Raw genomic sequence first — 23773 nt, 5'->3', positions numbered from 1 at the left:
CCATAGGATCAAGCCTCGCAGCCGGAGGCCCCGCCATCACCGACGAAGACGCCATGGCCCTGGCCCTCGACGAGGCCCGCGCGGCCGCCGAGCGGGGCGAGACGCCGGTCGGGGCGGTGATCCTGGATCCGAAGACGGGCGAGGTGATCGCGCGCGCCGGCAACGGCCCGATCGCGGCGCACGATCCCACGGCCCACGCCGAGATCGCGGCCATGCGGCTGGCGGCGGCGAAGCTGGAAAACTACCGGCTGACGGACCTGACCCTGGTGGTGACGCTGGAGCCCTGCGCCATGTGCGCCGGCGCGATCAGCCATGCCCGCATCGGCCGGGTGGTCTGGGGGGCCGACGATCCCAAGGGCGGGGCGGTGGTCCACGGCCCGAAGTTCTTCGCCCAGCCCACCTGCCACTGGCGGCCGGAGACGACGGGCGGGGTGATGGCGCAGGAAAGCGCCGACCTGCTGCGCGGCTTCTTCCGCGCGCGGCGCAAGGGCAAGTCGGCGGGCTAGTTCACCATCGCCGAGCCGAGCAGGACGCGCGCGCCCTTCTTGCCCAGCACCCGGTCGGCGGCCTTCTGCATTTCCGAACCGATGTAGTCGAGGTCGGGCGGCGTGCCCCGGCGCAGGCCCGAGGCGTAGGTCATCAGCACCTGGGCGAAGGCCGCGCGCAGGCGCGGGGTCGAGGCCTGGGCGTGCTCCATGACCTTGGGGTCCTTGGCCTCGATGCCGGTCTCCAGGGTCATCACGCCCTTGCGGCCGTCGCGGCGGATGGCCGTGGCGGTGATGGTCGGCAGGGCGAAATAGGTCGGCGGCGCCTCCTTCTTGGCTTCGCCGCCGCTGGCCTGGGCGGGCGAGGCGCAAAGACCGGCGAGCGTCAGGACGGCGGCGAGGAGGGCGAGGGTGCGGCGCATGGCCTTCCGCATAACCCGTCGTGGTTGACGTCCTCTTTACGTCTGGCGCCGCACAAACGCGTTAACCTAGATTCCCCGTGCGTCAGATGCGCGCGCGGCGGGTGCGAGGAGGCTGATCTTGGGACGCTTTTCACCGCAATCCCTCGACCTTGACGGCAAGGTGATCCTGGTCACCGGCGGCACTGGCTCGTTCGGACGCCGGTTCATCGAGACGGTGCTGAAGCGGTCGAGCCCGCGCAAGGTCATCATCTATTCGCGCGACGAACTGAAGCAGAGCGACATGCAGCTGGAGCTGCGCGAGCAGTTCGACGAGGCCGACTTCGCCAAGCTGCGCTTCTTCCTCGGCGACGTGCGCGACCGCGAGCGCCTGACCCTGGCCCTGCGCGGGGTCGACATCGTCATCCACGCCGCGGCGCTGAAGCAGGTGCCGGCGGCCGAATACAATCCGTCGGAGTGCATCCACACCAACGTGCTGGGCGCCGAGAACGTTGTGTGGGCCAGCCTCAACAACCACGTCAAGCAGGTGGTGGCCCTGTCGACCGACAAGGCCTGCAACCCGACCAACCTCTACGGCGCGACGAAGCTGGCGTCGGACAAGACCTTCGTGGCGGCCAACAACCTGTCGGGCGACATCGGCACCCGGTTCTGCGTCGTGCGCTACGGCAACGTGGTGGGCTCGCGCGGCAGCGTCGTGCCGCTCTATCGCCGCCTGCTGGACCAGGGCGCGACCGAGCTGCCGATCACCGATCCGCGCATGACCCGCTTCTGGATCACGCTGAACGAGGGCGTCGACTTCGTGCTGTCGTCGCTGAACCTGATGCGCGGCGGCGAGATCTTCGTGCCCAAGATCCCGTCCATGGCCATGCCGGACCTGGTGAAGGCCATGTCGCCGAGCGCGGGCGTCAAGGTGATCGGCATCCGGCCGGGCGAGAAGCTGCACGAGATCATGATCAGCGCCGACGACGCCCGCTCGACGGTGGAGTTCGACGACCGCTTCGCCATCGAGCCCAACTTCGCCGAGTTTGGCCGCGAGCCCTATTCCGAAGCCGACGGCGCCAAGCGGGTGGCGGAAGACTTCTCCTACAGCAGCGACAACAATCACGACTGGCTCTCGCCAGAAGGCCTGCTGGCCATGCTGGAGGAGAAGGCCGCGCGATGAGCGGCTTCCTCCCCTACGGTCGGCAGACGATCGAGGACGACGACATCGCGGCTGTCGCCGAAGCTTTGCGCGCCGATTTCCTGACCACAGGCCCGACCGTCGAGGCCTTCGAGGCGGCCTTCAAGGCCAAGGTCGGGGCCGAGCACGCCATCGCCGTCTCCAACGGCACGGCGACCCTGCACCTGGCGATGATGGCGCTGGGCGTCGGCGCAGGCGACGTCTGCATCGCCCCGTCGGTGACCTTCCTGGCCACCGCCAACTGCGCCCGCTACGCCGGGGCCGAGGTGGTGTTCGCCGACGTCGATCCCGACAGCGGCCTGATGACCCCCGACACCCTGGCCGAGGCCCTGTCCCGCGTCGGCGACCGTCGCGTGCGGGCCGTGCTGCCGGTGCACCTGCGCGGCGATGTCTGCGACCTGCCGGCGCTGAAGGCCATGGCCAGCGCCGCCGGCGCGGTGCTGGTCGAGGACGCGCCGCACGCCCTGGGCTCGGTGGCCACCTTCGGCAACGAGGCCCATCCGGTCGGCGACTGCGCCTATTCGAGTTTCGCCAGCTTCTCGTTCCACCCGGTCAAGACGCTCGCCACCGGCGAGGGCGGCATGCTGACCACCAACGACGCGGCCCTGGCGGCCAAGGCCCGATCCTTGCGCGGCCATGGCATGGTGCGTCCGGCCGGCGCCGAGCCCTGGGTCTACGAGATGCCGGAGCTGGGCTTCAACTACCGCATCCCCGACGTTCTGTGCGCCCTGGGGATCTCGCAGCTGGCCAAGCTCGACCGCTTCGTCGAGCGCCGGCGGGCGCTGACGGCGCGCTACCAGGCGTTGCTGTCGCCGCTGGTCAGGCTGGCCGCCAGCCCGAGCTGGTCCGACCCGGCCCTGCACCTCTTGACCGTGCTGATCGACTTCGATGCGGCGATGACCAGCCGCGCGGCCGTGGTTGAAAGCCTCAAGGCGCAAGGGGTGGGCACGCAGGTCCACTACATCCCGGTGCACCGCCAGCCCTACTACGTGAACCGGTATGGCCTGGCCGACCTGCCCGGCGCCGACGCCTGGTATGACCGCTGCCTGACGCTGCCGCTCTATCCGGGGATGTCCGACGAGGATCCGGAGCGGGTGGTCGAGGCGCTGGCGAAGGCGCTCTCTCTATAAAGCCTCTCCCATAGGGAGAGGTTCTTGAGGGCTACCCCGCCGCGTAGATCTCGATCACTGGCGCGATGTCGGTGAAGTTGGCCACGTCGGCGTGCAGGCCGGGCGCGGCGGGGCTTTCCAGGCAGGCGCGCATGGCGGCCTCGTCGCGGAAGGTCAGGTGCGCCATCGCCACGAACGGCGCCGGGCCGCCGTCCAGGGTCGACACCCCGCGATAGACCCGGGCGTCGAGCAGGCCGGTCTGCGCCAAGGCCTCGCGCACCATGCGGATGTGGGTCTGGGCGTAATAGTCGTGGTCGAAGCGGGCGCCGTCGCGGGCCGGATAGACGATGCTGATGAAGGCCATGATGGGTTCCGGGCGGCGGTGGGCGAGAGCGACAGATCGGCCGCCCGCGCCCGCCGGTCAAGCTTGCAGGCGCCTTACGGCTCGACGCTGATCTGGATCACCGGCGTGATGTCGGTGAAGTTGGCGACGTCGGCCTGGACGGCCGGGGCCTCGGGGCCGCCCAGCGAGGCCTGCAAGGCCGCGGCGTCGCGGAAGGTCAGGTGCACCATGGCCACGAAAGGCGGCGGCGAGCCGTCGGGACCGGGCACGCCGCGCAGGATCCGGGTGTCGACGAGGCCGGTCGGGCCAAAGGCCTTCTGCGCCAGCGGGATGTGGACCGCCTTGTAGTAGTCGTGATCGAACTTCGCGCCCTCGTGGGCGGGATAGAAGACGCTGAAGACGGCCATGTCGGGCTCCGTGTTGGGGCCACGGATTTGGGGACGCGTCAGGTCGCGGACAAGCTTGGAAGGGGCCTCAGGCCGCCTGTTGCTGCTGCACCAGGCCCTTGAGCAGGTCGAGGGTCTCGGGGCTGGCGGCCAGTTGTTCGCGGGCTTCGGGCGCGCGGGCCAGTTTCAGGGCCTCAAGCCGGGCGCGGTCGGCGACCGGGCCGGTGGGACCGGCCTCGCCCGTCGCCAGCTTGGCCAGCAGCGCCAGGCGCTGGGGCAGGGGGGCAGGCGCGCGGACCAGCAGCGACAGCAGGCGGGCGTCGGCCTCGACCATGCCGCCGACGTCGCCGAGCTTGGCGCACAGCGGACCATAGTCCTCGACCACCAGGCCCGACCGGGTCAGCGACTTCTGCAACGCCGCCAGGGCGGCCAGCTTCACCGACGGGGTGTCGGGACCCTGGCGCATCTCCTTCTCGAAGCGCATGGCCTGGATGTTGGCCGAAAGCCAGCGGGCGGCGTGGCGCTTGTTGACCGCGCCCATGACGTTCTCGGCCAGGCGGATCAGCATGACGACCTCTTCGCGGGCCGAGCGGTCGCGGCCCAGCAGGGCCTCGATGAAGTCGCCGTTGAGCAGGGTCTTGGAGCGGGTGGTGAAGGCCGCGGTGATGTCCTCGGCCGGCAGGATGCGGCCGGCGGCGGCCGTCAGGCTCATCGCCAGGGCGCGCAGGTGCTCGATCTCGCTCTCGGCGTCGGTCGGCTTGAGGCGGCGCACGCCGTTCAGCTCCTTGAGCACCCGGCGGGCGATCGAGGCGCGGACGGTCGGGAAGTTGTCGCCGCACAGCCATTGGCCCAGGCGCTTGGCGGTGCCAGACAGCTCGGGCATGCAGTTGCGGACGCTGGCCTCGACCTTGATCAGCATCTCGACTTGCGAGCCGCCGGCCAGGCGGGTCATGGCCGCCAGGGTCGCGCCCAGGTCGTCGGCCGTGTTGAGCAGGTCGGCCATGCCGGCCTTGGAGCCGATGATCTCGGCGAGCGGGGTCTCGATGGCGGCCAGGGCGGCGGCGCGGGCCTTGGGCTCGGTCGGCGCGGCGTCGGCCAGGTCGAGCAGGCGGGCGATCTTCTCGCTCCAGTCCTTGGCCGGGGCGATCGAGGCGGCGACGCCGGCCCCCAGCAGGAAGGCGCGGTCGGGGTCGGCGGCCAGGCGCTCGGCGGCTTTCGCGAAGCCTTCCTTGTCGAGGTCCGGCAGCTGGCCCTTCTTGAAGGCCTTCATCAGGTTGGCGACCGAGCGCTCGACCAGGCCCTGGAAGTTGCGGATCAGCTCATGGACCGACATGCCCCGGGCCTCGGCCTCGGGAATGGCGATCTTCTGCAGGGCGTGCTGCAGGTCGGTGCCGGAGGCTTCCAGCTTCTCGACCAGGTCGGGACGGTGCAGCAGCTCGAACGGCGTGGCCTTGTGGCGCTGCAGCCAGCTTTCCAGCAGGCGGCCGATGCGGTCGCGGGCATGGGCGGTGTAGAGGTCGGCCGGCTGCACGCACAGCGGCTCCATCTCCTCGACCGGCTTCTTCGGCTTGCCGCCGTCGACCATGCCCTTGGTGAAGATCGAGATGGAGCGGTATTCGCGGGTCTCGGGATCCAGGGTCTCCTTCGAGACCCGCACGGCGACCGCGCGCCCCGAGTTCAGCACTTCCTCGGCCTGGGCCAGGGCGTGGCTGCGGATCTCGGTGGCCATGTCCAGAGTCCATTGCGCGCCGACCTTGCGGCGCACGAATAGCTCGTAATGGACCTGGTCGCTCATGGGCTTTATGGGGCTCCTGGATCGTGACTATGACTTGCGAGACCTTAAGGCGAGGTTGAAAGGCGAAGACCATCGTTCGGCGCCGCTGCCGCAACTGTGTCCAAGCCCGCCACGCCCCGGCCGCAATAGAGTTTGAAAAGGCCAGATGGAAAGCTTGGCCGCTCCGCGCGTTGTAGCGGAGCGCGGTGGTCGATAGGATCACCTGGAAGGTATTCGGAGGACTAGACGGCTTGGCCGAGATCACGCTCATCGACGACGACGAGAACATCGTCGCTTCGGTCTCCCTGGCCCTGGAGAGCCATGGCCACACGGTGAAGGCCTATTACGACGGCGTCTCGGGTCTCGAGGCGGTGGAGAGCAATCCGCCGGACCTCGTGATCCTCGACGTCAAGATGCCCCGCATGGACGGCATGGAAGTGCTGCGCCGCCTGCGCCAGTCGTCCGAGACGCCGGTCATCATGCTGACCTCGAAGGACGACGAGATCGACGAGATCCTCGGCTTCAACCTCGGGGCCGACGACTACATGCACAAGCCGTTCAGCCAGCGTCTGCTGCTGGAACGCGTGAAGGCCGTCCTGCGCCGGGCCCGTCCCGACGAGGAGGACCCGGCCGCGCCCGGCCCGGCCGGCGCGGCGGGCTCCAAGGTCATGAAGCGCGGCAAGCTGACGCTCGACCCGGCCCGCCACGACAGCCTGTGGGACGGCAAGCCGGTGCGCCTGACGGTCACCGAGTTCCTGCTGCTGCAATCGCTGGCCCAGCGTCCCGGCTTCGTGAAGAGCCGCGACAACCTGATGGACGCCGCCTACGACGATCAGGTCTATGTCGACGACCGCACGATCGACAGCCACATCAAGCGGATGCGCAAGAAGTTCCGCCAGGTGGACCCCGAGTTCGATTCCATCGAAACCCTGTATGGCGTCGGCTACCGCTACCGCGAAGCCTGAGGTCGGGCCCGAGGCCGAGCCGCGCGACCGGCGGCGGCTGACCTGGCCGCGCGCCTCGCGGCTGGGGCGGCTGATCATCGGCCTGAACCTGCTGGCCCTGGCCATCCTGGTGGTCGGGGCCCTGGTGCTCAACGAGCTGCGCAGCGGCCTGATCAACGCCCGCATCGACAGCCTCAGCACCCAGGGCGAGCTGATCGCCAACATCATCGAACGGGCCGCCACCGTGGGCGAGCCCGAGCCGGCGCTCGACGTGGCGGCGGCCAACGACATCCTGCAGTCGTTCTTCAGCGGCCATTCCCAGCGCGCCCGCCTCTATGACGGCGAGGGCCGGTTGCTGGCCGATTCCTACCTGGTCGAGGACCGGGTCGAGTGGAAGGTGCTGCCGCCGGCCCGCAAGTCGGGGGACAACGGTTTCAAACTTTCGTTGCAAGACAAGGACGCCAAGCCGCGCGCCCTCGAGCGGGCCAAGGCCGAGTTCGAGCAGGAGATCGAGCGCGCCCGCATGGGCGAGACCGTCAAGCAGGTGCGCCTGGCCGAGAACGGCGAGCGGGTGGTGTCGGTGTCGATCCCGATCCAGCACGTCCGCGCCGTGCTGGGCGTGCTGACCGTCGAGGCCGGCGACGTCGACGAGATCATCGGCGCCGAGCGCAAGGCCCTGCTGCCGTTCGTGCTGGTGGCGGTGGGCGCGGTGCTGGTGTCGTCCGTGCTGCTGCACCGCCTGGTGGCCCAGCCGGTGCTGCGCATGGCCCGGGCCGCCGACCACGTGCGCCTGGAAGGGGCGCGCGCCATCAGCCTGCCCGACATCTCGCGCCGCAACGACGAGATCGGCGACCTGTCGCGCTCCCTCGAAGAGATGACCGAGGCCCTGTCCGAGCGGATGGGGGCCATCGAGCGCTTCGCCGCCGACGTGGCCCACGAGATCAAGAACCCGCTGACCTCGATCCGCTCGGCCATCGAGACCCTCGACCTGGTCACCGAGGCCAAGGCCCGACAACGCCTGCTGGGCATCCTGCAGCAGGATGTCGGGCGCCTGGACCGGCTGGTGACCGACATCTCCAACGCCTCGCGGCTCGACGCCGAGCTGTCGCGCGAATTGCCCAAGCCGATCGATCTTTCCCGCCTGCTGACCGAGGCGGTGAGCATCTACGAGGCCCAGGTGCGGGGCGAGGAGCCGCCGTTCAGCGTCCGCGTGCGCCTGACCGGCACGCCGACGGGGGCGTCGCGGGTGATGGCCCGCGAGATCCCGGTCGGCCAGGTGTTCCGCAACCTGATCGACAACGCCCGCTCGTTCAGCGCCGGCGACGGCGAGGTGCGCATCGGGCTGGTCCGCCAGAACGGCCGGCTGGTCGTCACGATCGACGACGACGGTCCCGGCATTCCGCCCGACAATCTTGAGACCATCTTCGAGCGCTTCTATACCTCGCGGCCCAAGGGCCGGGCGTTCGGCGGCAATTCGGGGCTGGGGCTGTCGATCGCCCGCCAGATCGTCGAGGCGCACGGCGGCCGGATCCACGCCGAGAACCGCCAGGACGAGGCCGGCCAGGTGATCGGGGCCCGGTTCGTGGTCGAGCTGCCCGAGCACCGCGACGGCCACGCCCACGGCCATCATGGCCGCGACGGCCACCACCACCACGGAGGCCGCGAGTGATCCGCCACGCGGGCCTGGTGGCCAGGCGCGTTGGCGGGCTTTGGCGCGGCGTGCTGATCGAGGGCGCTTCCGGCTCCGGCAAGAGCGACCTGGCCCTGCGGGCGCTGGAGGCGGGCTTTCGGCTGGTGGCCGACGACCGGGTGGTGACCTTCGTGTCGGAGGGGCGGCTCTATGGCCGTGCGCCTGATCCGCTGAAGGGCCTGATCGAGGTTCGCGGCTTCGGGATCGTCCCCGAACCGGCCCTGCCGTTCGCCGAAATCACCCTCCTGGCGCGCTGCGTCGACGATCCGGCGCGGATCGAACGCCTGCCCCAGACCCGCATGGAACGCCTTCTGGGGTTGGATTTGCCGGCTTTCGAGCTGTGGCCGCTCGAGCCCGCCGCGCCCGCGAAGATCGCCAGGATGCTGGAGCATCTTGGAGTCGCCCCCTAACAAGCGTATCAAGGCGACCCGCGCGGCGCCTCCCTGCCGTATCGGGCGAAGGGGATCCCGTTTGAGAGACCAGGCATGATCGGGCTCGTGATCGTCACGCACGGGCGTTTGGCGGAGGAATTCGTTTCCGCCATGGAGCATGTGGTGGGGCCGCAGACCGCGGTGAAGGCCATCTGCATCGGGCCGGAAGACGACATGGAGCGTCGCCGGTCGGACATCCTGAAGGCCTGCGCCGCCGTCGACGACGGCGCCGGGGTCATCCTGCTGACCGACATGTTCGGCGGCACGCCCAGCAACCTGGCCATCTCGGTCATGGAGCAGACCAAGGCCGAGGTCATCGCCGGCCTGAACCTGCCGATGCTGATCAAGCTGGCCAGCGTGCGCACCCGCGACGACCTGGACGCCTGCGTCGCCCACGCCCAGGAGGCTGGACGCAAATACATCTCCGTGGCCTCCTACGTGCTGGCGGGAGAGAAATGAGTCGAACGGCGACGGCCACGGTCGAGATCATCAACGAGCGCGGGCTGCACGCCCGGGCCTCGGCCAAGTTCGTCAAGCTGGCCTCCGGCTTCGACGCCGAGGTCAAGGTCGCCCGCGAGGGCTCAAGCGTCGACGCCCGCTCGATCATGGGCCTGATGATGCTGGCCGCCGGCATCGGCTCCACGATCGACATCGCCGCCGAGGGCCCCGAGGCCGAAGCCGCCGTCGACGCCCTGGTCGAACTGGTCGGCAATCGCTTCGACGAGGAGCGGTAGGGCGGCTCAGGTCAGGGGCGCCTCCGAACCTGTCCTAGTTATCTCGTCATTCCCGCCCTTGTGGCGGGAATGACGAGAGTTGGGGCGCGCGAGCCTCTACCCCGCCTTCGCCGCCATCCACCGCGCCGCCAGCTCCGGCCACGACCCCTGCGTGCCGGCCAGTTCGCGCAGGGCGAAGCCGTGCGGGGCCTGGCCGAAGACGTGGGCGTCGAGATCCAGTTTCAGGTCGCGGGCGGTCGTGATGAAGTTCAGCGCGTGCTCGACCGGCACGACCTCGTCCAGCAGGGCGTAGGCCAGGAACACCGGGCAGGCCGGAACGCCATGCGGCTGCGCCGCGACGCCGATCGGCCAGGCGTCGTAGAAGGCCTGCTTTTCCACGGGCGGATAGTCGGGCTTGCCGGCCGGGGCCTTGTAGTCGCGGTGGTTGGCGTTGATCGGGGCGTAGGCGATCAGCGCGCCGGAGAGGTCCGCGCCCGGCTGGCAGGCCAGGGTTCCGGCCAGGTGCCCGCCCGACGACAGGCCCAGCACGAAGCGCGGCAGGTCGGTCGGGATCTTGGCCAGCGCCGCGAGGCCGTCGGTCAGGGCGATGTCGAAGGGCCAGACCCCGTCCGGGCTCGCCGCGCCCGGCAGGCGATGGGCCAGCACATAGGCGTCGTAGCCCAGGCCGTTCAGCCAAAGCGCCGCCTCGACGCCCTCGCGGTCGTGCATCAGCCGCAGATAGCCGCCGCCGGCGCAGACCAGGACCCGGCCCTTGGGCGCCTCGACGCGGAAGGCGTGCAGCTCGGCGCGGGCGACCACGTCGATCGTGCGGTCGGGCCAGGCGCCCTCGATGACGTTGGCCGGGCCGTCGCTGAGGACGATGATCTCGGTCGGCTGCTGCACGGCACGTCTCCTGGTCGGACTGTCTGGCGGCTTATCGCGGCGCCCGCGCCTCTAGCCAAACGAAAAGGGCGGCCCGTGAGGACCGCCCTTCGCGTCTGTCGTTTCGACCGGCCCCTACTGGGCCGGCTTGCCGTCGGCGTCGATCACCTTGATGTCGAGCTTCAGGGCCTTGAGCTTCGGCTCGATCACGGCGCGGTCGCCGACGATCACCCAGACCAGTTCGTCCGGCTTGATCGCCTTCTTGGCGGCGGCGGTGGCGCTTTCGACGCTCACCGCCCGCACGTCGGCCGGGTACTCGTCGAAATAGCTGTCGGGCAGGCCGTAGTTGACCAGTTCGCCGATGGAGTCGGCCACGGCGTCGCCGGTCTCCCAGTTGCCGGGCATCGACAGGGTCAGGCTGTTCTGGGCCTTGGCCAGTTCGGCCGGGGTGACAGGGCGCGGACCGATGATGTCGGTCAGCTCCTTGCGGGCCTCGGTGAAGGACTCGGCGGTCTTGTCGGTTTGCACCGGCGCGCGGATCAGGAACAGGCGCGAGCCGCGGGCGTCGCGCACGCCCGAGAAGGCGCCGTACGACCAGTGCTTGTCCTCGCGCAGGTTCATGTTCAGGCGCGAGACGAAGTCGCCGCCGAACAGGGTGTTGAACGCGTCGATCGCGGCCTGGTCGTTCGGGTCGCGCGGCGGCAGCAGGTTGCCGGCGGCGATCACCGACTGCTGGGCGCCAGGCTTGTCGATCAGATAGACCGCGCCCTTGCTCGGCGGGGCCTGGACCGGGGCCTTGGTCTTGCTCTGCGCGCCCGTCCAGCCGCCCAGCTGGGCTTCCAGCTTGGGCAGCAGGGCCTGCATGGTGGTGTCGCCCACCACCACCAGGGTGGCGTCCTTGGGCTGAAGCCAGGTGGTCTGGAAGCGCACCAGGTCGTCGCGGCTGATCGAGGCCAGCGAGGCCTCGGTGGTCAGCTGGCCGTAGGGCGAGCCCGGACCGTAGGTCAGCACCGGCAGGATGCGGCTCGACATGGCCTGCGGGTTCTGCTTGGCCTGCTGCACCCCGGCGATGGCCTGCTTCTTCAGGCGGTCGAGGTCCTCGGGCTTGAAGGCCGGGTTCTTCAGCACGTCGGCATAGATGGCCAGGGCCGGGTCCAGCGTCGTGGTCAGGGTGTTCAGGGTCACCTGGGTGAAGTCCTGGCCGCTGCCCGAATTGATCCCGGCGCCCAGCTGGGCCAGTTCGCGGCTGATGGTCAGGCCGTCGCGGTTCTTGGTGCCTTCGGTCAGCATGCTGGTGGTGATGCTGGTCAGGCCGGCCTTGTCGCCGGCGCTGGCGGCGACGCCGGCGTCGAACAGCATGCCCAGGCGGACCTGCGGGGTCTCGTGGCGCTCGGCCAGGATCACCTTGATCCCGTTCGACAGGGTGGCGCGCTCGAGCTTGACGAAGGCCGGGGCCTTGGTCGGGCCGGCCTCGGGCATCGTCTTGCGGTCGGCGCCGGCCGTGGTGGTGTAGGTCGGGAACGGCGTCACCGTCAGGGTGAAGTCGCCGTCGGTCAGCCAGGCCTTGCCGGCCGCCTGCAACTGGGCCGCCGTGGCGCCGCGGACGCGCTCCAGGCTGGTCTTGTAGGCGTCGGGCGAGCCCAGATAGACTTGGCTCTCGGCCAGGATGTCGGACTTGCCGCCGAAGCCGCCGATCCGCTCGACCCCGCGCACGAAGTTCGACAGGGTCAGGGTGCGGACCTTGGCCACTTCCTCGGGCGTGGGCCCGTCACGCAGCAGGCGCTGGAATTCCTCGTCGAAGGCCTTTTCCACCGCCGCGACGTCGCCGCCCGGCTTGACGGTCAGGGTGACGACGAACTGGCTGCCGATCTCGCTGTCGGAGACGCCGGCGCCCACATTGGTGGCGATCTGGTCGGTGTAGACGAGGCGCTGGTAGAGGCGCGAGGTCTTGTCGGAGACCAGCACGTCGCCCAGCAGGGCCAGGTAGTCGGACTCGGCCGTGCCGTACTGCGGGATGTTCCACACCTTGTAGATGCGCGACTGCGGCACGCGGTCCTGCATCTCGGCGCGCTGGCTGCCGGTGCGCTTGGCCACCCAGGCCTTCTGGCGCATGACCGGCGGGCCCGAGGGGATGTCGCCGAAGTACTTCTCGGCCTTGGCCTTGGCCTCGGCCGGGGTGATGTCGCCGGCCAGCACCAGCACGGCGTTGGCCGGGCCGTAGTACTTCTTGAACCAGTCCTTCACGTCGTCCAGCGAGGCGGCGTCCAGGTCTTCCATCTCGCCGATGACCGTGTGGCCGTAGGGGTGGTCGGCGTCGTAGGTGCTGGCGGTGACGACGTCCCAGACCTGACCGTAGGGCTGGTTCTGACCCTGGCGCTTCTCGTTCTGGACGACGCCGCGCTGCTCGTCGAGCTTGGCCTTGTCGATGGCGCCGACGAGGTGGCCCATGCGGTCGCTCTCGAGCCACAGAACCTGGTCCAGGGCCGCGGTCGGCACGTTCTGGAAGTAGTTGGTGCGGTCCTCGTTGGTGGTGCCGTTCATGTCGGTGGCGCCCAGCTTCTCCAGCGCCTTGAACCAGTCGTCGTTGAAGTTCTCCGAGCCGTTGAACATCAGGTGTTCGAACAGGTGGGCGAAGCCCGTGCGGCCCTTGGGCTCGTTCTTCGAACCGACATGGTACCAGACGTTGACCGCCACGATCGGGGCCTTGTGGTCCTCGTGGACGATCACGGTCAGGCCGTTGGCCAGGGTGAACTTCGTATAGGGAATGTCGACGCTGGGCAGCTGGGCCAGCTGGCCCGTGACCTTGGCGGACGGCTTGGGCGCGGCTTGCGCGAGCACCGGGTTGGCGAGGAGCAACGCCGCGACGGCGGCGGAGGCGAACAGCTTCATGAAGAGCCCCGAATAGGTTTTCGCGTAAAAGCGAAGATGCCCCGCACCATAGGTTGCGGGGCATCCGGGACAAGCGAGCGCCGGGCCCGCCTTCATTAAATTTCGTCCAGAAACGGGTTGGAGCTCGTTCGTAACCCTATCCCGCCCAATCCCCGCGAAAGCGGGGACCCAGGCTTTTTCTGCAACCCGCGGCGCTCGACGATAAAACACCTGGGTCCCCGCTTTCGCGGGGATTTTACGGAATAAGAGAGGCGCGAGCCTATTCGGCCGGCACAGCCTCCGGAGCCGCCACCTCGGCCTTCACCATGACCATCGGCTTGAGGTCGAGGTCGTGGAACAGGCGGCTGTCGTCGTCCATGTCGGGCAGCGGGGTGGTCAGCAGCTTGCCGCCGACGAAGATCGAGTTGGCGCCGGCCAGGAAGCACAGGGCCTGCAGCTCGCGGTTCATGCCTTCGCGGCCGGCCGACAGGCGGACCATGGCCTTGGGGCAGACGATGCGGGCGACCGCGATGGTGCGGACGAACTCGATGGAGTCGATCGCCTTTTCGCCTTCCGCCAGGATCTGGTCGCCCAGCGGCGTGCCGCTGATCGGCACTAGGCCGTTGATCGGCAGGCTGTCGGGGTGGGCGGGCAGGGTGGCCAGCTGGTGCAGCAGGCCGGCGCGGTCGCGGCGGGTCTCGCCCATGCCGACGATACCGCCGCAGCAGGTGCTCATGCCCGCGTCGCGCACATAGGCCAGGGTGTCGAGGCGCTCCTGGTAGGTGCGGGTCGTCACGACGTCCTTGTAGTAGTCGGGGCCGGTGTCGAGGTTGTGGTTGTAGTAGTCGAGGCCGGCGTCCTTCAGCTGCTTGGCCTGTTCGGCGGTCAGCATGCCCAGGGTGGCGCAGGTCTCCAGGCCCAGCGCCTTCACCCCGCCGATCATCTCGGCCAGCTTGGGCAGGTCGCGGTCCTTCAGCTCGCGCCAGGCCGCGCCCATGCAGAAGCGCTGGGCGCCGCCGTCGCGGGCGGCCTTGGCCTTGGCGATCACCACGGCCGGCTCCATCAGCTTCTCGGCCTTCAGGCCGGTCTTGAAGTGGGCGCTCTGGCTGCAGTAGCCGCAGTTCTCGGCGCAGCCGCCGGTCTTGACCGACAGCAGCTGCGACAGCTGCATCTCGGAGGGGTCGAACCAGGCGCGGTGCACGCGCGCGGCCTCGAACACCAGCTCCATGAACGGCAGGGCGAACAGCGCCTCGACCTGATCGAGGGTCCAGTCGTGGCGGGGCTGTGCGGAGATGTTGATCGGCGTCATGGCGCGCAGGTTTGAACTTGGGCGATCAGAATGGCAAGACGGCCCGCGCATCCGCACGATGTTGCGTTGCGGAAGCCAAACGCCTGCAGGGTGGTTATAGTCGGATCATGGACCGCGAAATCGAACTGAAGTTCCTGATCGCCCCGGAGGCTTCCGACGCGATCCTGGCCCGGCTGGGCGCTGACGGCGTGGTGCGTCGGCTCGACGCCACCTATTACGACACCGCCGACCACGCCCTGCGCCGGGCGGGCTTCGGCCTGCGGGTGCGCGACGGCGACGGCGGCCGCAAGCAGACCTTGAAATCGGCCTCGGCCGGCGGCGTCTTCGCCCGCGGCGAGTGGGAGGCGCCCGTTTCGGGTCCCGGTCCCGACCGTGACCTGCTGGACCAGACCCCGGCCGGGCGCATCGTCAACGGCGATGTCCTGGCCCCGGTCTTCGCCGCCAAGGTCGAACGCACCCTGCGCCTCGTCGAGCACGCCGGCGCGGTGATCGAGGCGGCCCTGGATCGCGGCGAGCTGCAGGCCGGGACCGACCGCACCGTCGTCAACGAACTGGAGCTCGAACTGAAGACCGGCGAGCCGGCCGCCCTGTTCGACCTGGCCCGCGACCTGATGGCCCACGCGCCGCTGCGCCTGTCGCTGGTCAGCAAGGCCGAGCGCGGCTACGCCCTGGCCCTGGGCGAGGCGCCCGGCGCCCGCCGCGAAGCCGCCGTCCTGACCCGCGGCATGACCGCCGCCGAGGCCTTCCAGGCCCTGGGCAACACCGCGCTGGGTCGGCTGTGCGTCGCCGCCGAGGCCCTGGTCGACCTGCCCGGTCCCGAGGCGCTGCACGAGCTGCGCGTCGCCGCCCGCCGCCTGCGGGCGCTGCTCAAGCTCTTCCGTCCCGTCACCGGCAAGCTGGCGGCGACGCCAGCCTTGGACGCGCTGAAGGTCATGGCCGACGCCCTGGGGCCGGCCCGCGACCTCGATGTCTATATCGCCGGGACCTGGCGTCCGGCCGTCGAGGCCGATCCGCAGCCGGTCGAGGGGCTGGCCGCGCTGGGCAAGGCCCTGGTCGAGGCCCAACAGGCGGCCTACGCCCGCGCCCTGGACGCCGCCGCGCCGGCCCGCTTCGGCCCGTTGGCGCTGGATATCGCCGCTTGGCTGGAGGCCGGCGACTGGCTGGCCGATCCCGAGCGCGTCGAGGCGCGCGGAACCCCCGCCAAGGCCTTCGCGGCCGACCGGCTCAGGGCGCTGTCGAAGGACGTGCTCAAGCGCGGCGAACACCTGGAGGCGCTCGACGCCGAGGACCGCCACCGCCTGCGGATCCGCGGCAAGGGTCTGCGCTACGCCATCGACGCCCTGGCCCCGCTGTTTCCCGACCATCCCAAGCGGCTGGAGCGGTGGTCAGCCGCCGCCCGCGACCTGCAGGATACGCTGGGCGGCCTGAACGACCAGACGCTGGGCGCGAGCCTGGCCCGCGACGCCGCCCTGGCCGACGGCGACCCCCAGGCCGCCTACGCCGCCGGAGCGCTCTCGGCCGCGCCCGAGGCCACCGGCAAGCTGATGCGCGAGGCCAAGGCCGCGCTATCGGAGATGAAGGACCTCAAGCCGTTCTGGTGAACGGCCGGGCTACTCGCCCTTCTTCGGCTTGGCCTGTGTCGTCTGGGTGGTGCGCACCGCCACGCCGTCGCCGCGGGCCTCGGCCACCAGGGACGCGCAGTCGGCGTCCTTCTCCAGGCCGGGGGTGACGAACGGCAGAATGGCCGCCAGGGGGCTGAGCAGCGAGCCCAGCGCCGCGGCCACGCCGCCCTGGGCGATGGCGCCGCCGGGCTGGAGATCGATGTCGGGCTTGCCCAGCGGACCCTTGATCTCGATGGGAATGAACAGGCGCACCAGGCGCGGCTTCTTGCTGTCGCCCTCGATGCGCAGGTCCAGGCGCTCGGTCTTCAGGTTGATCGTGCCCTCGCCCTTGGCGACGACCACGCCGGTGTCGGCGATGATCTTGTCGGCCCGCATGACGCCGTCCTTCACGTCGAAGCTGGCCACGGCGCAGCGCAGGCTGGTCTCCTTGGCGTCCTTCGACAGCAGCATCAGCAGGCCCTTGGAGGCGTTGACGCCCAGGAGTTCGGCGAAGGCCTGGCGCACCTGGCCCTTGGGCGCGACCAGGGTCACGGTGCCGTTCGACGAGGCCGCGGCGCGATGCACCGAATTGCCGACCCCGCGCAGCTTGGCCCGCGCGACGATGCCGCCCTCGATGGCCGGCTTGCCGGCGGTCTTCAGCGGAATGAAGTCCTCCAGCTTGGCGTTGGTCAGGCGCAGATCGAGGTCGGTGACGGGCGTGTTGGGGCGCGCGTCCAGCCGCACCTTGCCGGCCAGGTCGCCGCGCGAGAAGGTGAAGGCGATGGGGTCCATGTTCAGCACGCCCTTGTCCAGGGTCAGGTCCAGCCGGACCTTCTGCAGCGGCAGGTTGGGGGCGTTCACCGCCAGCGCGCGGTAGGTGACCTTGGCGTCCATGGCCCGCACGCGATCGGTCTGCAAGGTGGCGTCGGGCAGGATGCGGCCGGTGGCCTCGCGCTGGCCGGCCTCGACCTTCTGGCCGGCCGAGGCTGTCTCGCCGCGACCCGTGGCGGGGGCGGCGCCGACCAGGCTGCCCAGGTCGTCGAAGTCCAGGCGCTTGGAGCGCAGGTCGGCCTCCAGGTAGGGCCGCTCGCGGTCGACCAGCACGAAGAGGTCGCCGTTGACGTCGCTGTCGCCGATACGGCCCGAGAACTTCTGGAAGTCGAACCGGCCGCCCTTGCGGGTCAGGTGGCCGCTGATCTTGTAGGGCGGGGTGTTGGGCAGGGTGAGGCCGGTGAGGCCATAGAGGCGGTTGAGGTCGCTGCCGGCCACGGTCAGGTTGCTTTCGAACCGGCCCAGATCGAACGGCTTGGTGATCGAGCCCTCGGCCGACACCCGCGTCGCGCCGGCGCTGACCTCGGCGTCGAACGGGTAGGGGCGGTTGGGCGAGATGTTCAGCAGCGGGCCGCCCGTCACCCGCGCCAGGAACGGCGAGCGGTTGTACGTGCCCTTGCCCTCCAGCACGAAGCGGCCCTTGCCGTCGCCGCTGGCGTGCTCGTTGGAGCTGACCGTGCCGGTGAACAGCACGTCGCGCTGGCGATCCTCGACCCGCAGGGCGCCCTCGTTGATCACGAAGTGCTGGATGGCTGGCAGCTTCAGCGGCTTGGTGCGCTTCTTGTTCGGATCGCCGAAGGTCCAGTTGGCGCGGCCGGAGGCCTCGCGCAGCAGCCGCACGTCGGGACGGTCGACCGCCACCAGCGGCAGGATGACGTCGCCCTTCAGCAGCGGCAGCAGCTTGATCTGCACCGCCACTCGGTCGACGCGGGCCATGTGGCCGGCCTGGGGACCGGTCTTGGGCGCCCAGTCCGGCTGCCCCAGGAACAGGCCGTAGGCCTCGGCCTTGGGCGAGAACGACCAGGGATGGACGCGCAGGTCGCCGTCGATCCGCACCTCGCGCTTCAGCTGGGCCGAGGCGAAGCGGCCGACCGGCCCGCGCAGCATGTTCCAGTCGAACCAGACGAAGAAGGCGACGATCGCCGCCAGGATCAGCAGGGCGCCGCCGATGCCCCAGCGGGCCGATCGCGGCAGGGCGCGCCAGAGGGCGCCGGGCTTGCGCCCGGGGCTGGTCGGCGGCGGCGGTGTCGAAACGGAACCTTCCGGCATCCGTCTACAACGCGCGGCGAACGGCGTTCCGTTCCCTGGACGGTCCGTCCGGCTGGTTTCAGTAGACCAGCTTCAGGCTGCCGACGACGGCGGCCACGATCACGAAGGCCACGATGGCCACGACTTCATAGGCCTTGAAGAAAGGCCGGCTCGGCGAACGCATATCGATAATCCCCCACATCCCACATTGGCACTAGAGCCGCCCTGGTCCGCAAGGGTCACGCCAGTTCTCCCGTCACGCGTATTGGCGTCTGCCCGTTTCATGGGCTCGCGGACATAAGGAAATCTTTATGTCAATTTGCCACTGTCCGCCGCCCGCGCTATACAGCGGTCAAGACATTCCCCCGATCCAGGAGCCGCCCGTGGCCGACTACATCGTCAAGGACATCTCGCTCGCCGATTTCGGCCGCAAGGAACTCGCCATCGCCGAGACCGAAATGCCGGGCCTGATGGCCACGCGCGCCGAATACGGCCCCGCGCAGGTCCTCAAGGGCGCCCGCATCGCCGGCAGCCTGCACATGACGATCCAGACCGGCGTGCTGATCGAGACCCTGACGGCCCTGGGCGCCGAGGTCCGCTGGGCCTCGTGCAACATCTTCTCGACCCAGGACCACGCCGCGGCCGCCATCGCCGCCGCCGGCATCCCGGTCTTCGCCTTCAAGGGCGAGAACCTGGTCGAGTACTGGGAATACGCCCACAAGATCTTCGAGTGGCACGACGGCGGCTACCCGAACCTGATCCTCGACGACGGCGGCGACGCCACCCTGCTGTGCGTGCTGGGCCCGAAGGCCGAGAAGGATCCGTCGATCCTCAACAACCCGCAGAACGAGGAAGAAGAAGCGCTCTTCACCGTCATGAAGCGCTACCTGGCCGAAAAGCCGGGCTTCTACACCGCCATCCGCGACGCCATCGGCGGCGTCTCGGAAGAGACCACCACGGGCGTGCACCGCCTGTACCAGATGGCTCAGAAGGGCGACCTGCCGTTCCCGGCCATCAACGTCAACGACAGCGTCACGAAATCGAAGTTCGACAACCTGTACGGCTGCCGTGAATCGCTGGTCGACGCCATCCGTCGCGGCACCGACGTCATGCTGTCGGGCAAGGTCGCGGTGGTCTGCGGCTACGGCGACGTGGGCAAGGGCTCGGCCGCCTCGCTGCGCCAGGGCGGCGCCCGCGTGATCGTCACCGAGATTGACCCGATCTGCGCCCTGCAGGCGGCGATGGAAGGCTACGAGGTCCAGACCCTCGACGACGTCGCCGACAAGGCCGACATCTACGTGACGGCGACCGGCAACAAGGACGTCATCACCGTCGACCACATGCGCCGGATGAAGAACAACGCCATCGTCTGCAACATCGGCCACTTCGACTCGGAAATTCAGGTCGCCGGCCTGAAGAACTTCAAGTGGGACGAGATCAAGCCGCAGGTCCACCACGTGGAATTCCCGGACGGCAAGAAGATCATCCTGCTGTCGGAAGGCCGTCTGGTGAACCTGGGCAACGCCACGGGCCACCCCTCGTTCGTGATGTCGGCCAGCTTCACCAACCAGACCCTGGCCCAGATCGAGCTGTGGACCAACAAGGCCGCGTACAAGAACGAGGTCTACACCCTGCCCAAGCACCTCGACGAGAAGGTCGCCTTCCTGCACCTCGAAAAGCTCGGCGCGAAGCTGTCGAAGCTGAACAAGGAACAGGCCGACTACATCGGCGTGCCGGAAGCCGGTCCGTTCAAGCCGGACCACTACCGCTACTAAGCGGTCGGCCGACAGGCGATCCAAGGAAAGCCCGCTCTTCGGAGCGGGCTTTTTCGTGCCGGTTTCGACCAGGGGACGAGCGGTCTCGGTTTTGCCGTCGTGACGCCCTGTTCAAGTTCTGTCGGCTCGGCTAATCGCTTTGGCCATGCCGCTCGCGCTCCTCATTTCCAGCCATGTCGCCGGCAGCCAGGTGGGCGCCACCGCCCAGGCCGCGGCCCTGACCCAGTTTCGCATCGACACCATGGTCGTGCCGACCGTGCTGTTCGGCCGCCATCCCGGCTGGGGCGTTCCCGGCGGCGCGCCGGTGCCGATCGAGGTGGTCGAGGGCATGCTCGACGGGCTGGAGGCCAACGGCCTGTTCGGCCTGACCGACATCGTCATTACCGGCTATTTCGCCAGCGCCGCCCAGGTGCGCGCCGCCGCCCGGGCCATTGACGCCGTGCGCGCCGCGCCGCGCGACGGCGCCTCGGGCCGCAAGCCGACCATCATCGTCGACCCGACCATGGGCGACGCCGGCAAGGGCCTCTACGTGCCGGCCGAGGTGGCCGACGCCATTGCCGCCGACCTGATCCCGCGCGCCGACATCGTCGCCCCCAACGCCTGGGAGCTGCAGCGCCTGACCGGGGCCGAGGTGCGCGATCCGGTCGGGGCCGTGCGCGCCGCCCGCCTGCTGAACAAGCCGGTGATCGTCTCGTCGGTGCAGCGCGGAAACGAGATCGGCGTGGTCTATGCCGACCGCAAGGAGGCCTGGCTGGCCGCCCACGCCAAGGCCGAGCGCTCGCCCAGCGGCACCGGCGACCTGCTGACCGCCCTGTTCGCCGCCTCGATCCTGGAAGGCCAGACCCTGTCCTACGGCCTGGCCCGCGCCGTCGGCGGCGTGGCCGAGACCGTCACCGCCGCCAACATCTGGAACGCGCCCGAACTGCCGATCGTGGCCATGGCCGCCCGCATCAAGCAGACCTCGCCGACCGTGCGGATCGAGCGGCTGGCGTAAGCCCCTACCTCCCGTCATTCCCGCCACAAGGGCGGGAATGACGGGAAGTTTTTGAGAGGGCGCGGCTCACCTCCCGAAATGCCGCTCCAAATTCTCCAGCACCAGCGCCGCCATCGCCGAGCGGGCCTCCTCCGTCGCACTGCCGCGGTGCGGTTGCAGCACCACGTTGTCCATCGCCAGCAGGGCGGCCGGCGCGTTCGGCTCGTCCTCGAAGACGTCGAGGCCCGCGCCGGCGATCGTCCCGTCCGCCAGCGCGGCCACCAGGGCCGCCTCGTCGACCACCGAGCCGCGCGCGACGTTGACCAGCAGGCCGTCCGGACCCAGCGCCTCCAGCACCGCCGCGTCGACCAGCGGACCGGCGTCGCCGGGCGTGACCAGGAACAGCACGTCGACCGCCCTGGCCAGGTCCAGCGGGCTGGCGTGGTAGGCGTACGGGGCGGCCTCGACCGGCCGGCGGCTGTGATAGGCGATCTGGCCCGCGAACGGCGCCGCCATGTCGGCGATGGCCCGGCCGATCTGGCCAAGGCCCAGGATCCCCACCGTCCGCCCCGTGGCCCGCCGCGCCAGGGGCAGGCGTTCGCCCCTGGGCCAGCGGCCTTCGCGCACGTAGCGGTCGGCGCTGACCATCCGGCGGGATAGCGACAGCCACAGCCCGATGGCCAGCTCGGCGACGTCCTGCGTCAGCACGCCGGGCGTGGTGGTCACGATCACGCCCCGCGCGGCGGCGATGTCGAGGTCGACCTTGTCGAGGCCCACGCCGTGCACGGCGACGATCTCCAGGGCCGAAAGGCGATCCCACAGCTCGGCGGGCACGCCCAGGTCGCCGCCGGTGACCACGGCCCGCACCTTGCCCGCCACCTCGCCGATCAGGGCGTCCGGATCGGCGGCGCGATAGGGCCGGTGGACCGTATAGGCCGCTTCCAGGCCGGCCTCGAGCTGCGGGGACAGGGCCTTCAGTTGCAGGACGTCGGGCTTCATCGGCGGGCTCCGGTTACGCGTTGCACTGTCCTTCGGATGACAAACCCCGGCCCGCCGGGCTAGACGAAACTTCATGAGCCTCGACATCACCGGCGTCTGCCCCGCCCCGTTCGCCCAGGTCTACGACGCCTTCGAGGCCAATTTCGATCCGGCTTCGCCAGGCGGCGGGGAGCTTGGCGCGCGCTTCACCCTGGCCGTCGACGGCGAGGTGGTGGTCGACCTGATGGCCGGCTATGCGGACCGCAAGCATCAGGTCGCCTTCGGGCCCGACACCCTGACGCCGCTGTTCTCGACCACCAAGGCGATCGCCGCCCTGCTGGTCGCGCGGCTCGTCGACCAGGGCAAGCTCTCCTACGACCAGACCGTCGCCTCGGTCTGGCCGGAGTTCGCGCAGGCCGGCAAGCAGGACGTCACGGTCGGCCAGGTGATGTCGCACCAGGATGGATTGTCCGGCTTCCTCGACGAGGTCGATCCGGCCATCTGGTTCGACTGGCAGGCGACGACCGCGAAGCTGGCCGCGATGGCTCCGCTGTGGCCGATCGGTTCGGCCAGCGGCTATCACCCGGTGACCTTCGGCTTCACGGCCGGCGAGATCTTCCGCCGTGTCGACGGCCGCACCATGGGCACGGCGCTGCGCGAAGACCTGGCCCAGCCGCTGGGCCTCGACATCTGGATCGGCCTGCCCGACAGCGAACATCACCGCTGCGCCGACCTGATGCGGCCGACCGCCTTCCCGAAGTTCGGCGAGATCAACGATGCGGTGAAGGCCGCCTTCATGACCAAGTGGGCCGCGCCCGGCGGCCGCGGCACCGGCGAATGGCGCAGGGCCGAGATCCCCTCGGCCAACGGCCACGCCACAGCCCATTCGCTGGCGCGCCTGATGGGCGCCCTGGCCAGCGGCGGCACGCTGGACGGCGTGAAGATCCTGTCGCCGCAGACCATGGAGAAGGCCCGCGCCGAGCGCATCGCCGGCCAGGACCTCGTGCTGCCCTACCAGATCAGCTGGGGCGCGGGCTTCATGCGCAACACGCCCAACTTCTTCTATGGCCCGACGGCCGACGCCTTCGGCCACTCGGGCTGGGGCGGCAGTTGCGCCTTCGCCGATCCGAAGACCGGCGTCTCGGGCTCGTACGTGATGAACCGCCAGGGCAACGAGCTGATCGGCGACCCGCGTGCTGTGAGCTTGATCAGGGCGGCGTACGCGAGCTTGTAGGCCTCGCCCTATCCGCCCGTCATTCCCGCCCTTGTGGCGGGAACCTCTAGTTCCGCTCGCACGTGAGGCTCAAGCGGCGTGCTCGGCACGCCGCCCCTTCCGCCCTTGCGGCTGATAGAGGGGTTCCCGCCACGAGGGCGGGAATGACGGGAGTTTATGGGGAAGGGCTTTACAGCCCCAGCCGCCCCCGCAGCCGCTCGGCCACCGCGCCCAGGGTGATGGTGCTCAGCGCCTCCTGCACCGGCAGCGGCACGCCGTCCGGGGCGGCCTGCACCAGCTTGCTGGTGAAGTCGGTGATGGCGGTGATGTGCTGGGCCAGGTGGTCGACCGTGTGCAGCTCCTGCATCACGGCCAGGCGCGATTCCGGCGGGGTGTTCTCGAGGATCTTGCCCAGGGCGCTGTCCAGGTGGCCGCAGGCCTCGGCGGCCAATGACATCTCGACCGACAGGGCCTCGAGCACGGCGGCCAGATCGGGCGTGGTGATGGTTTCCGTGGACATGGTTCCCCCAGCATTAAGTCTGTCGCCATACCTGACGCAGCGCGTCTTGCCGCCGGCTTAAGGGCCGGCGGCGGTGCGACAAATTGACCAACGTCTGTCGG

General features: G+C 69.7%; 22 protein-coding genes. 12 read left to right on the top strand and 10 right to left on the bottom strand.

Annotated features, from left to right (window positions below):
• The first annotated feature begins 35 nt into the window (after positions 1–35).
• Positions 36–506, top strand: a complete 471-nt coding sequence (locus V6S85_RS16080) for a nucleoside deaminase (protein ID WP_334349650.1) — start codon at positions 36–38, stop codon at positions 504–506.
• Here V6S85_RS16080 and V6S85_RS16075 read toward each other — a convergent pair.
• Positions 503–907 (bottom strand): hypothetical protein, encoded by a 405-nt coding sequence (locus V6S85_RS16075; protein WP_334349545.1) that lies wholly within the window; start codon positions 905–907, stop codon positions 503–505. The two genes, V6S85_RS16080 and V6S85_RS16075, sit on opposite strands and share 4 nt — an antisense overlap.
• A 118-nt stretch (positions 908–1025) precedes the next feature.
• Between V6S85_RS16075 and pseB the strand changes: the two genes are divergently transcribed.
• A complete protein-coding gene (pseB, locus tag V6S85_RS16070) occupies positions 1026–2066 on the top strand; it encodes a UDP-N-acetylglucosamine 4,6-dehydratase (inverting) (RefSeq protein ID WP_101716424.1) in 1041 nt (346 codons plus the stop codon).
• A complete protein-coding gene (gene pseC / locus V6S85_RS16065; RefSeq protein ID WP_334349544.1) occupies positions 2063–3214 on the top strand; it encodes a UDP-4-amino-4,6-dideoxy-N-acetyl-beta-L-altrosamine transaminase in 1152 nt (383 codons plus the stop codon). Before pseB ends, pseC begins: the two co-directional genes overlap by 4 nt.
• A 31-nt stretch (positions 3215–3245) precedes the next feature.
• Here pseC and V6S85_RS16060 read toward each other — a convergent pair whose 3' ends face one another.
• The 3 genes from V6S85_RS16060 to V6S85_RS16050 form a co-directional block, all read right to left on the bottom strand.
• Positions 3246–3557, bottom strand: a complete 312-nt coding sequence (locus V6S85_RS16060; RefSeq protein ID WP_334349543.1) for an EthD family reductase — start codon at positions 3555–3557, stop codon at positions 3246–3248.
• A 74-nt stretch (positions 3558–3631) separates the two neighbouring features.
• Positions 3632–3943 (bottom strand): EthD family reductase, encoded by a 312-nt coding sequence (locus tag V6S85_RS16055; RefSeq protein ID WP_116567721.1) that lies wholly within the window; start codon positions 3941–3943, stop codon positions 3632–3634.
• Positions 3944–4010: 67 nt separating this feature from the next.
• Positions 4011–5717 carry a hypothetical protein gene (locus V6S85_RS16050; protein WP_116489066.1) on the bottom strand — a complete coding sequence of 569 codons (1707 nt, stop codon included), beginning with the start codon at positions 5715–5717 and terminating at the stop codon, positions 4011–4013.
• 230 nt (positions 5718–5947) lie between these two features.
• Between V6S85_RS16050 and V6S85_RS16045 the strand changes: the two genes are divergently transcribed.
• The 5 genes from V6S85_RS16045 (at position 5948) to V6S85_RS16025 (ending at position 9495) form a co-directional block, all read left to right on the top strand.
• Positions 5948–6661, top strand: a complete 714-nt coding sequence (locus tag V6S85_RS16045) for a response regulator transcription factor (RefSeq protein ID WP_058348723.1) — start codon at positions 5948–5950, stop codon at positions 6659–6661.
• Positions 6630–8309: an ATP-binding protein gene (locus V6S85_RS16040; RefSeq protein ID WP_116567723.1), complete on the top strand. Its 1680-nt coding sequence runs from the start codon at positions 6630–6632 to the stop codon at positions 8307–8309. The genes V6S85_RS16045 and V6S85_RS16040 overlap by 32 nt, the downstream gene beginning before the upstream one ends.
• The gene (locus V6S85_RS16035) at positions 8306–8740 is read left to right on the top strand and encodes an HPr kinase/phosphorylase (protein WP_334349542.1); all 435 of its coding nucleotides are present in this window, start codon (positions 8306–8308) and stop codon (positions 8738–8740) included. Before V6S85_RS16040 ends, V6S85_RS16035 begins: the two co-directional genes overlap by 4 nt.
• Positions 8741–8815: 75 nt before the next feature.
• Entirely contained in the window at positions 8816–9220 is a 405-nt protein-coding gene (locus V6S85_RS16030) for a PTS sugar transporter subunit IIA (RefSeq protein ID WP_058348726.1), read from the top strand.
• Positions 9217–9495, top strand: a complete 279-nt coding sequence (locus tag V6S85_RS16025; RefSeq protein ID WP_058348727.1) for an HPr family phosphocarrier protein — start codon at positions 9217–9219, stop codon at positions 9493–9495. Before V6S85_RS16030 ends, V6S85_RS16025 begins: the two co-directional genes overlap by 4 nt.
• Before the next feature lie 96 nt (positions 9496–9591).
• Here V6S85_RS16025 and V6S85_RS16020 read toward each other — a convergent pair whose 3' ends face one another.
• From V6S85_RS16020 to bioB, 3 genes are all read right to left on the bottom strand, one after another.
• On the bottom strand, positions 9592–10377 hold the full coding sequence (locus tag V6S85_RS16020) for an alpha/beta hydrolase (protein WP_334349541.1): 786 nt from the start codon (positions 10375–10377) through the stop codon (positions 9592–9594).
• Between the two features lie 114 nt (positions 10378–10491).
• The gene (locus V6S85_RS16015) at positions 10492–13245 is read right to left on the bottom strand and encodes a M16 family metallopeptidase (protein WP_334349540.1); all 2754 of its coding nucleotides are present in this window, start codon (positions 13243–13245) and stop codon (positions 10492–10494) included.
• Between the two features lie 259 nt (positions 13246–13504).
• Positions 13505–14533 (bottom strand): biotin synthase BioB, encoded by a 1029-nt coding sequence (gene bioB, locus V6S85_RS16010; protein WP_334349539.1) that lies wholly within the window; start codon positions 14531–14533, stop codon positions 13505–13507.
• 107 nt (positions 14534–14640) lie between these two features.
• Between bioB and V6S85_RS16005 the strand changes: the two genes are divergently transcribed.
• Entirely contained in the window at positions 14641–16134 is a 1494-nt protein-coding gene (locus tag V6S85_RS16005) for a CYTH and CHAD domain-containing protein (RefSeq protein ID WP_334349538.1), read from the top strand.
• 9 nt (positions 16135–16143) lie between these two features.
• Here the strand turns inward: V6S85_RS16005 and V6S85_RS16000 are convergent, their stop codons facing one another.
• Positions 16144–18234: an AsmA family protein gene (locus V6S85_RS16000; RefSeq protein WP_334349537.1), complete on the bottom strand. Its 2091-nt coding sequence runs from the start codon at positions 18232–18234 to the stop codon at positions 16144–16146.
• Between the two features lie 362 nt (positions 18235–18596).
• Between V6S85_RS16000 and ahcY the strand changes: the two genes are divergently transcribed.
• Together ahcY and V6S85_RS15985 are read left to right on the top strand one after the other, a co-directional pair.
• The gene (gene ahcY, locus V6S85_RS15990; RefSeq protein WP_116489057.1) at positions 18597–19988 is read left to right on the top strand and encodes an adenosylhomocysteinase; all 1392 of its coding nucleotides are present in this window, start codon (positions 18597–18599) and stop codon (positions 19986–19988) included.
• A 145-nt stretch (positions 19989–20133) separates the two neighbouring features.
• Positions 20134–20982 (top strand): PfkB family carbohydrate kinase, encoded by an 849-nt coding sequence (locus V6S85_RS15985; protein WP_116567737.1) that lies wholly within the window; start codon positions 20134–20136, stop codon positions 20980–20982.
• 66 nt (positions 20983–21048) lie between these two features.
• Here V6S85_RS15985 and V6S85_RS15980 read toward each other — a convergent pair whose 3' ends face one another.
• Positions 21049–21960, bottom strand: a complete 912-nt coding sequence (locus V6S85_RS15980; protein WP_334349536.1) for a 2-hydroxyacid dehydrogenase — start codon at positions 21958–21960, stop codon at positions 21049–21051.
• A 73-nt stretch (positions 21961–22033) separates the two neighbouring features.
• Here V6S85_RS15980 and V6S85_RS15975 point away from each other — a divergent pair, with 73 nt between their 5' ends.
• The gene (locus tag V6S85_RS15975; RefSeq protein WP_334349535.1) at positions 22034–23173 is read left to right on the top strand and encodes a serine hydrolase domain-containing protein; all 1140 of its coding nucleotides are present in this window, start codon (positions 22034–22036) and stop codon (positions 23171–23173) included.
• A 169-nt stretch (positions 23174–23342) separates the two neighbouring features.
• Here the strand turns inward: V6S85_RS15975 and V6S85_RS15970 are convergent, their stop codons facing one another.
• A complete protein-coding gene (locus V6S85_RS15970) occupies positions 23343–23672 on the bottom strand; it encodes a hypothetical protein (RefSeq protein WP_116567744.1) in 330 nt (109 codons plus the stop codon).
• Between the last annotated feature and the right edge of the window lie 101 nt (positions 23673–23773).

It is taken from the genome of Caulobacter sp. CCNWLW153, from assembly GCF_036889365.1.
Lineage (GTDB): Bacteria > Pseudomonadota > Alphaproteobacteria > Caulobacterales > Caulobacteraceae > Caulobacter > Caulobacter radicis.
Note: the sequence above shows the minus strand (reverse complement) of the source record. Positions and strands in the feature narration are given on the sequence as shown.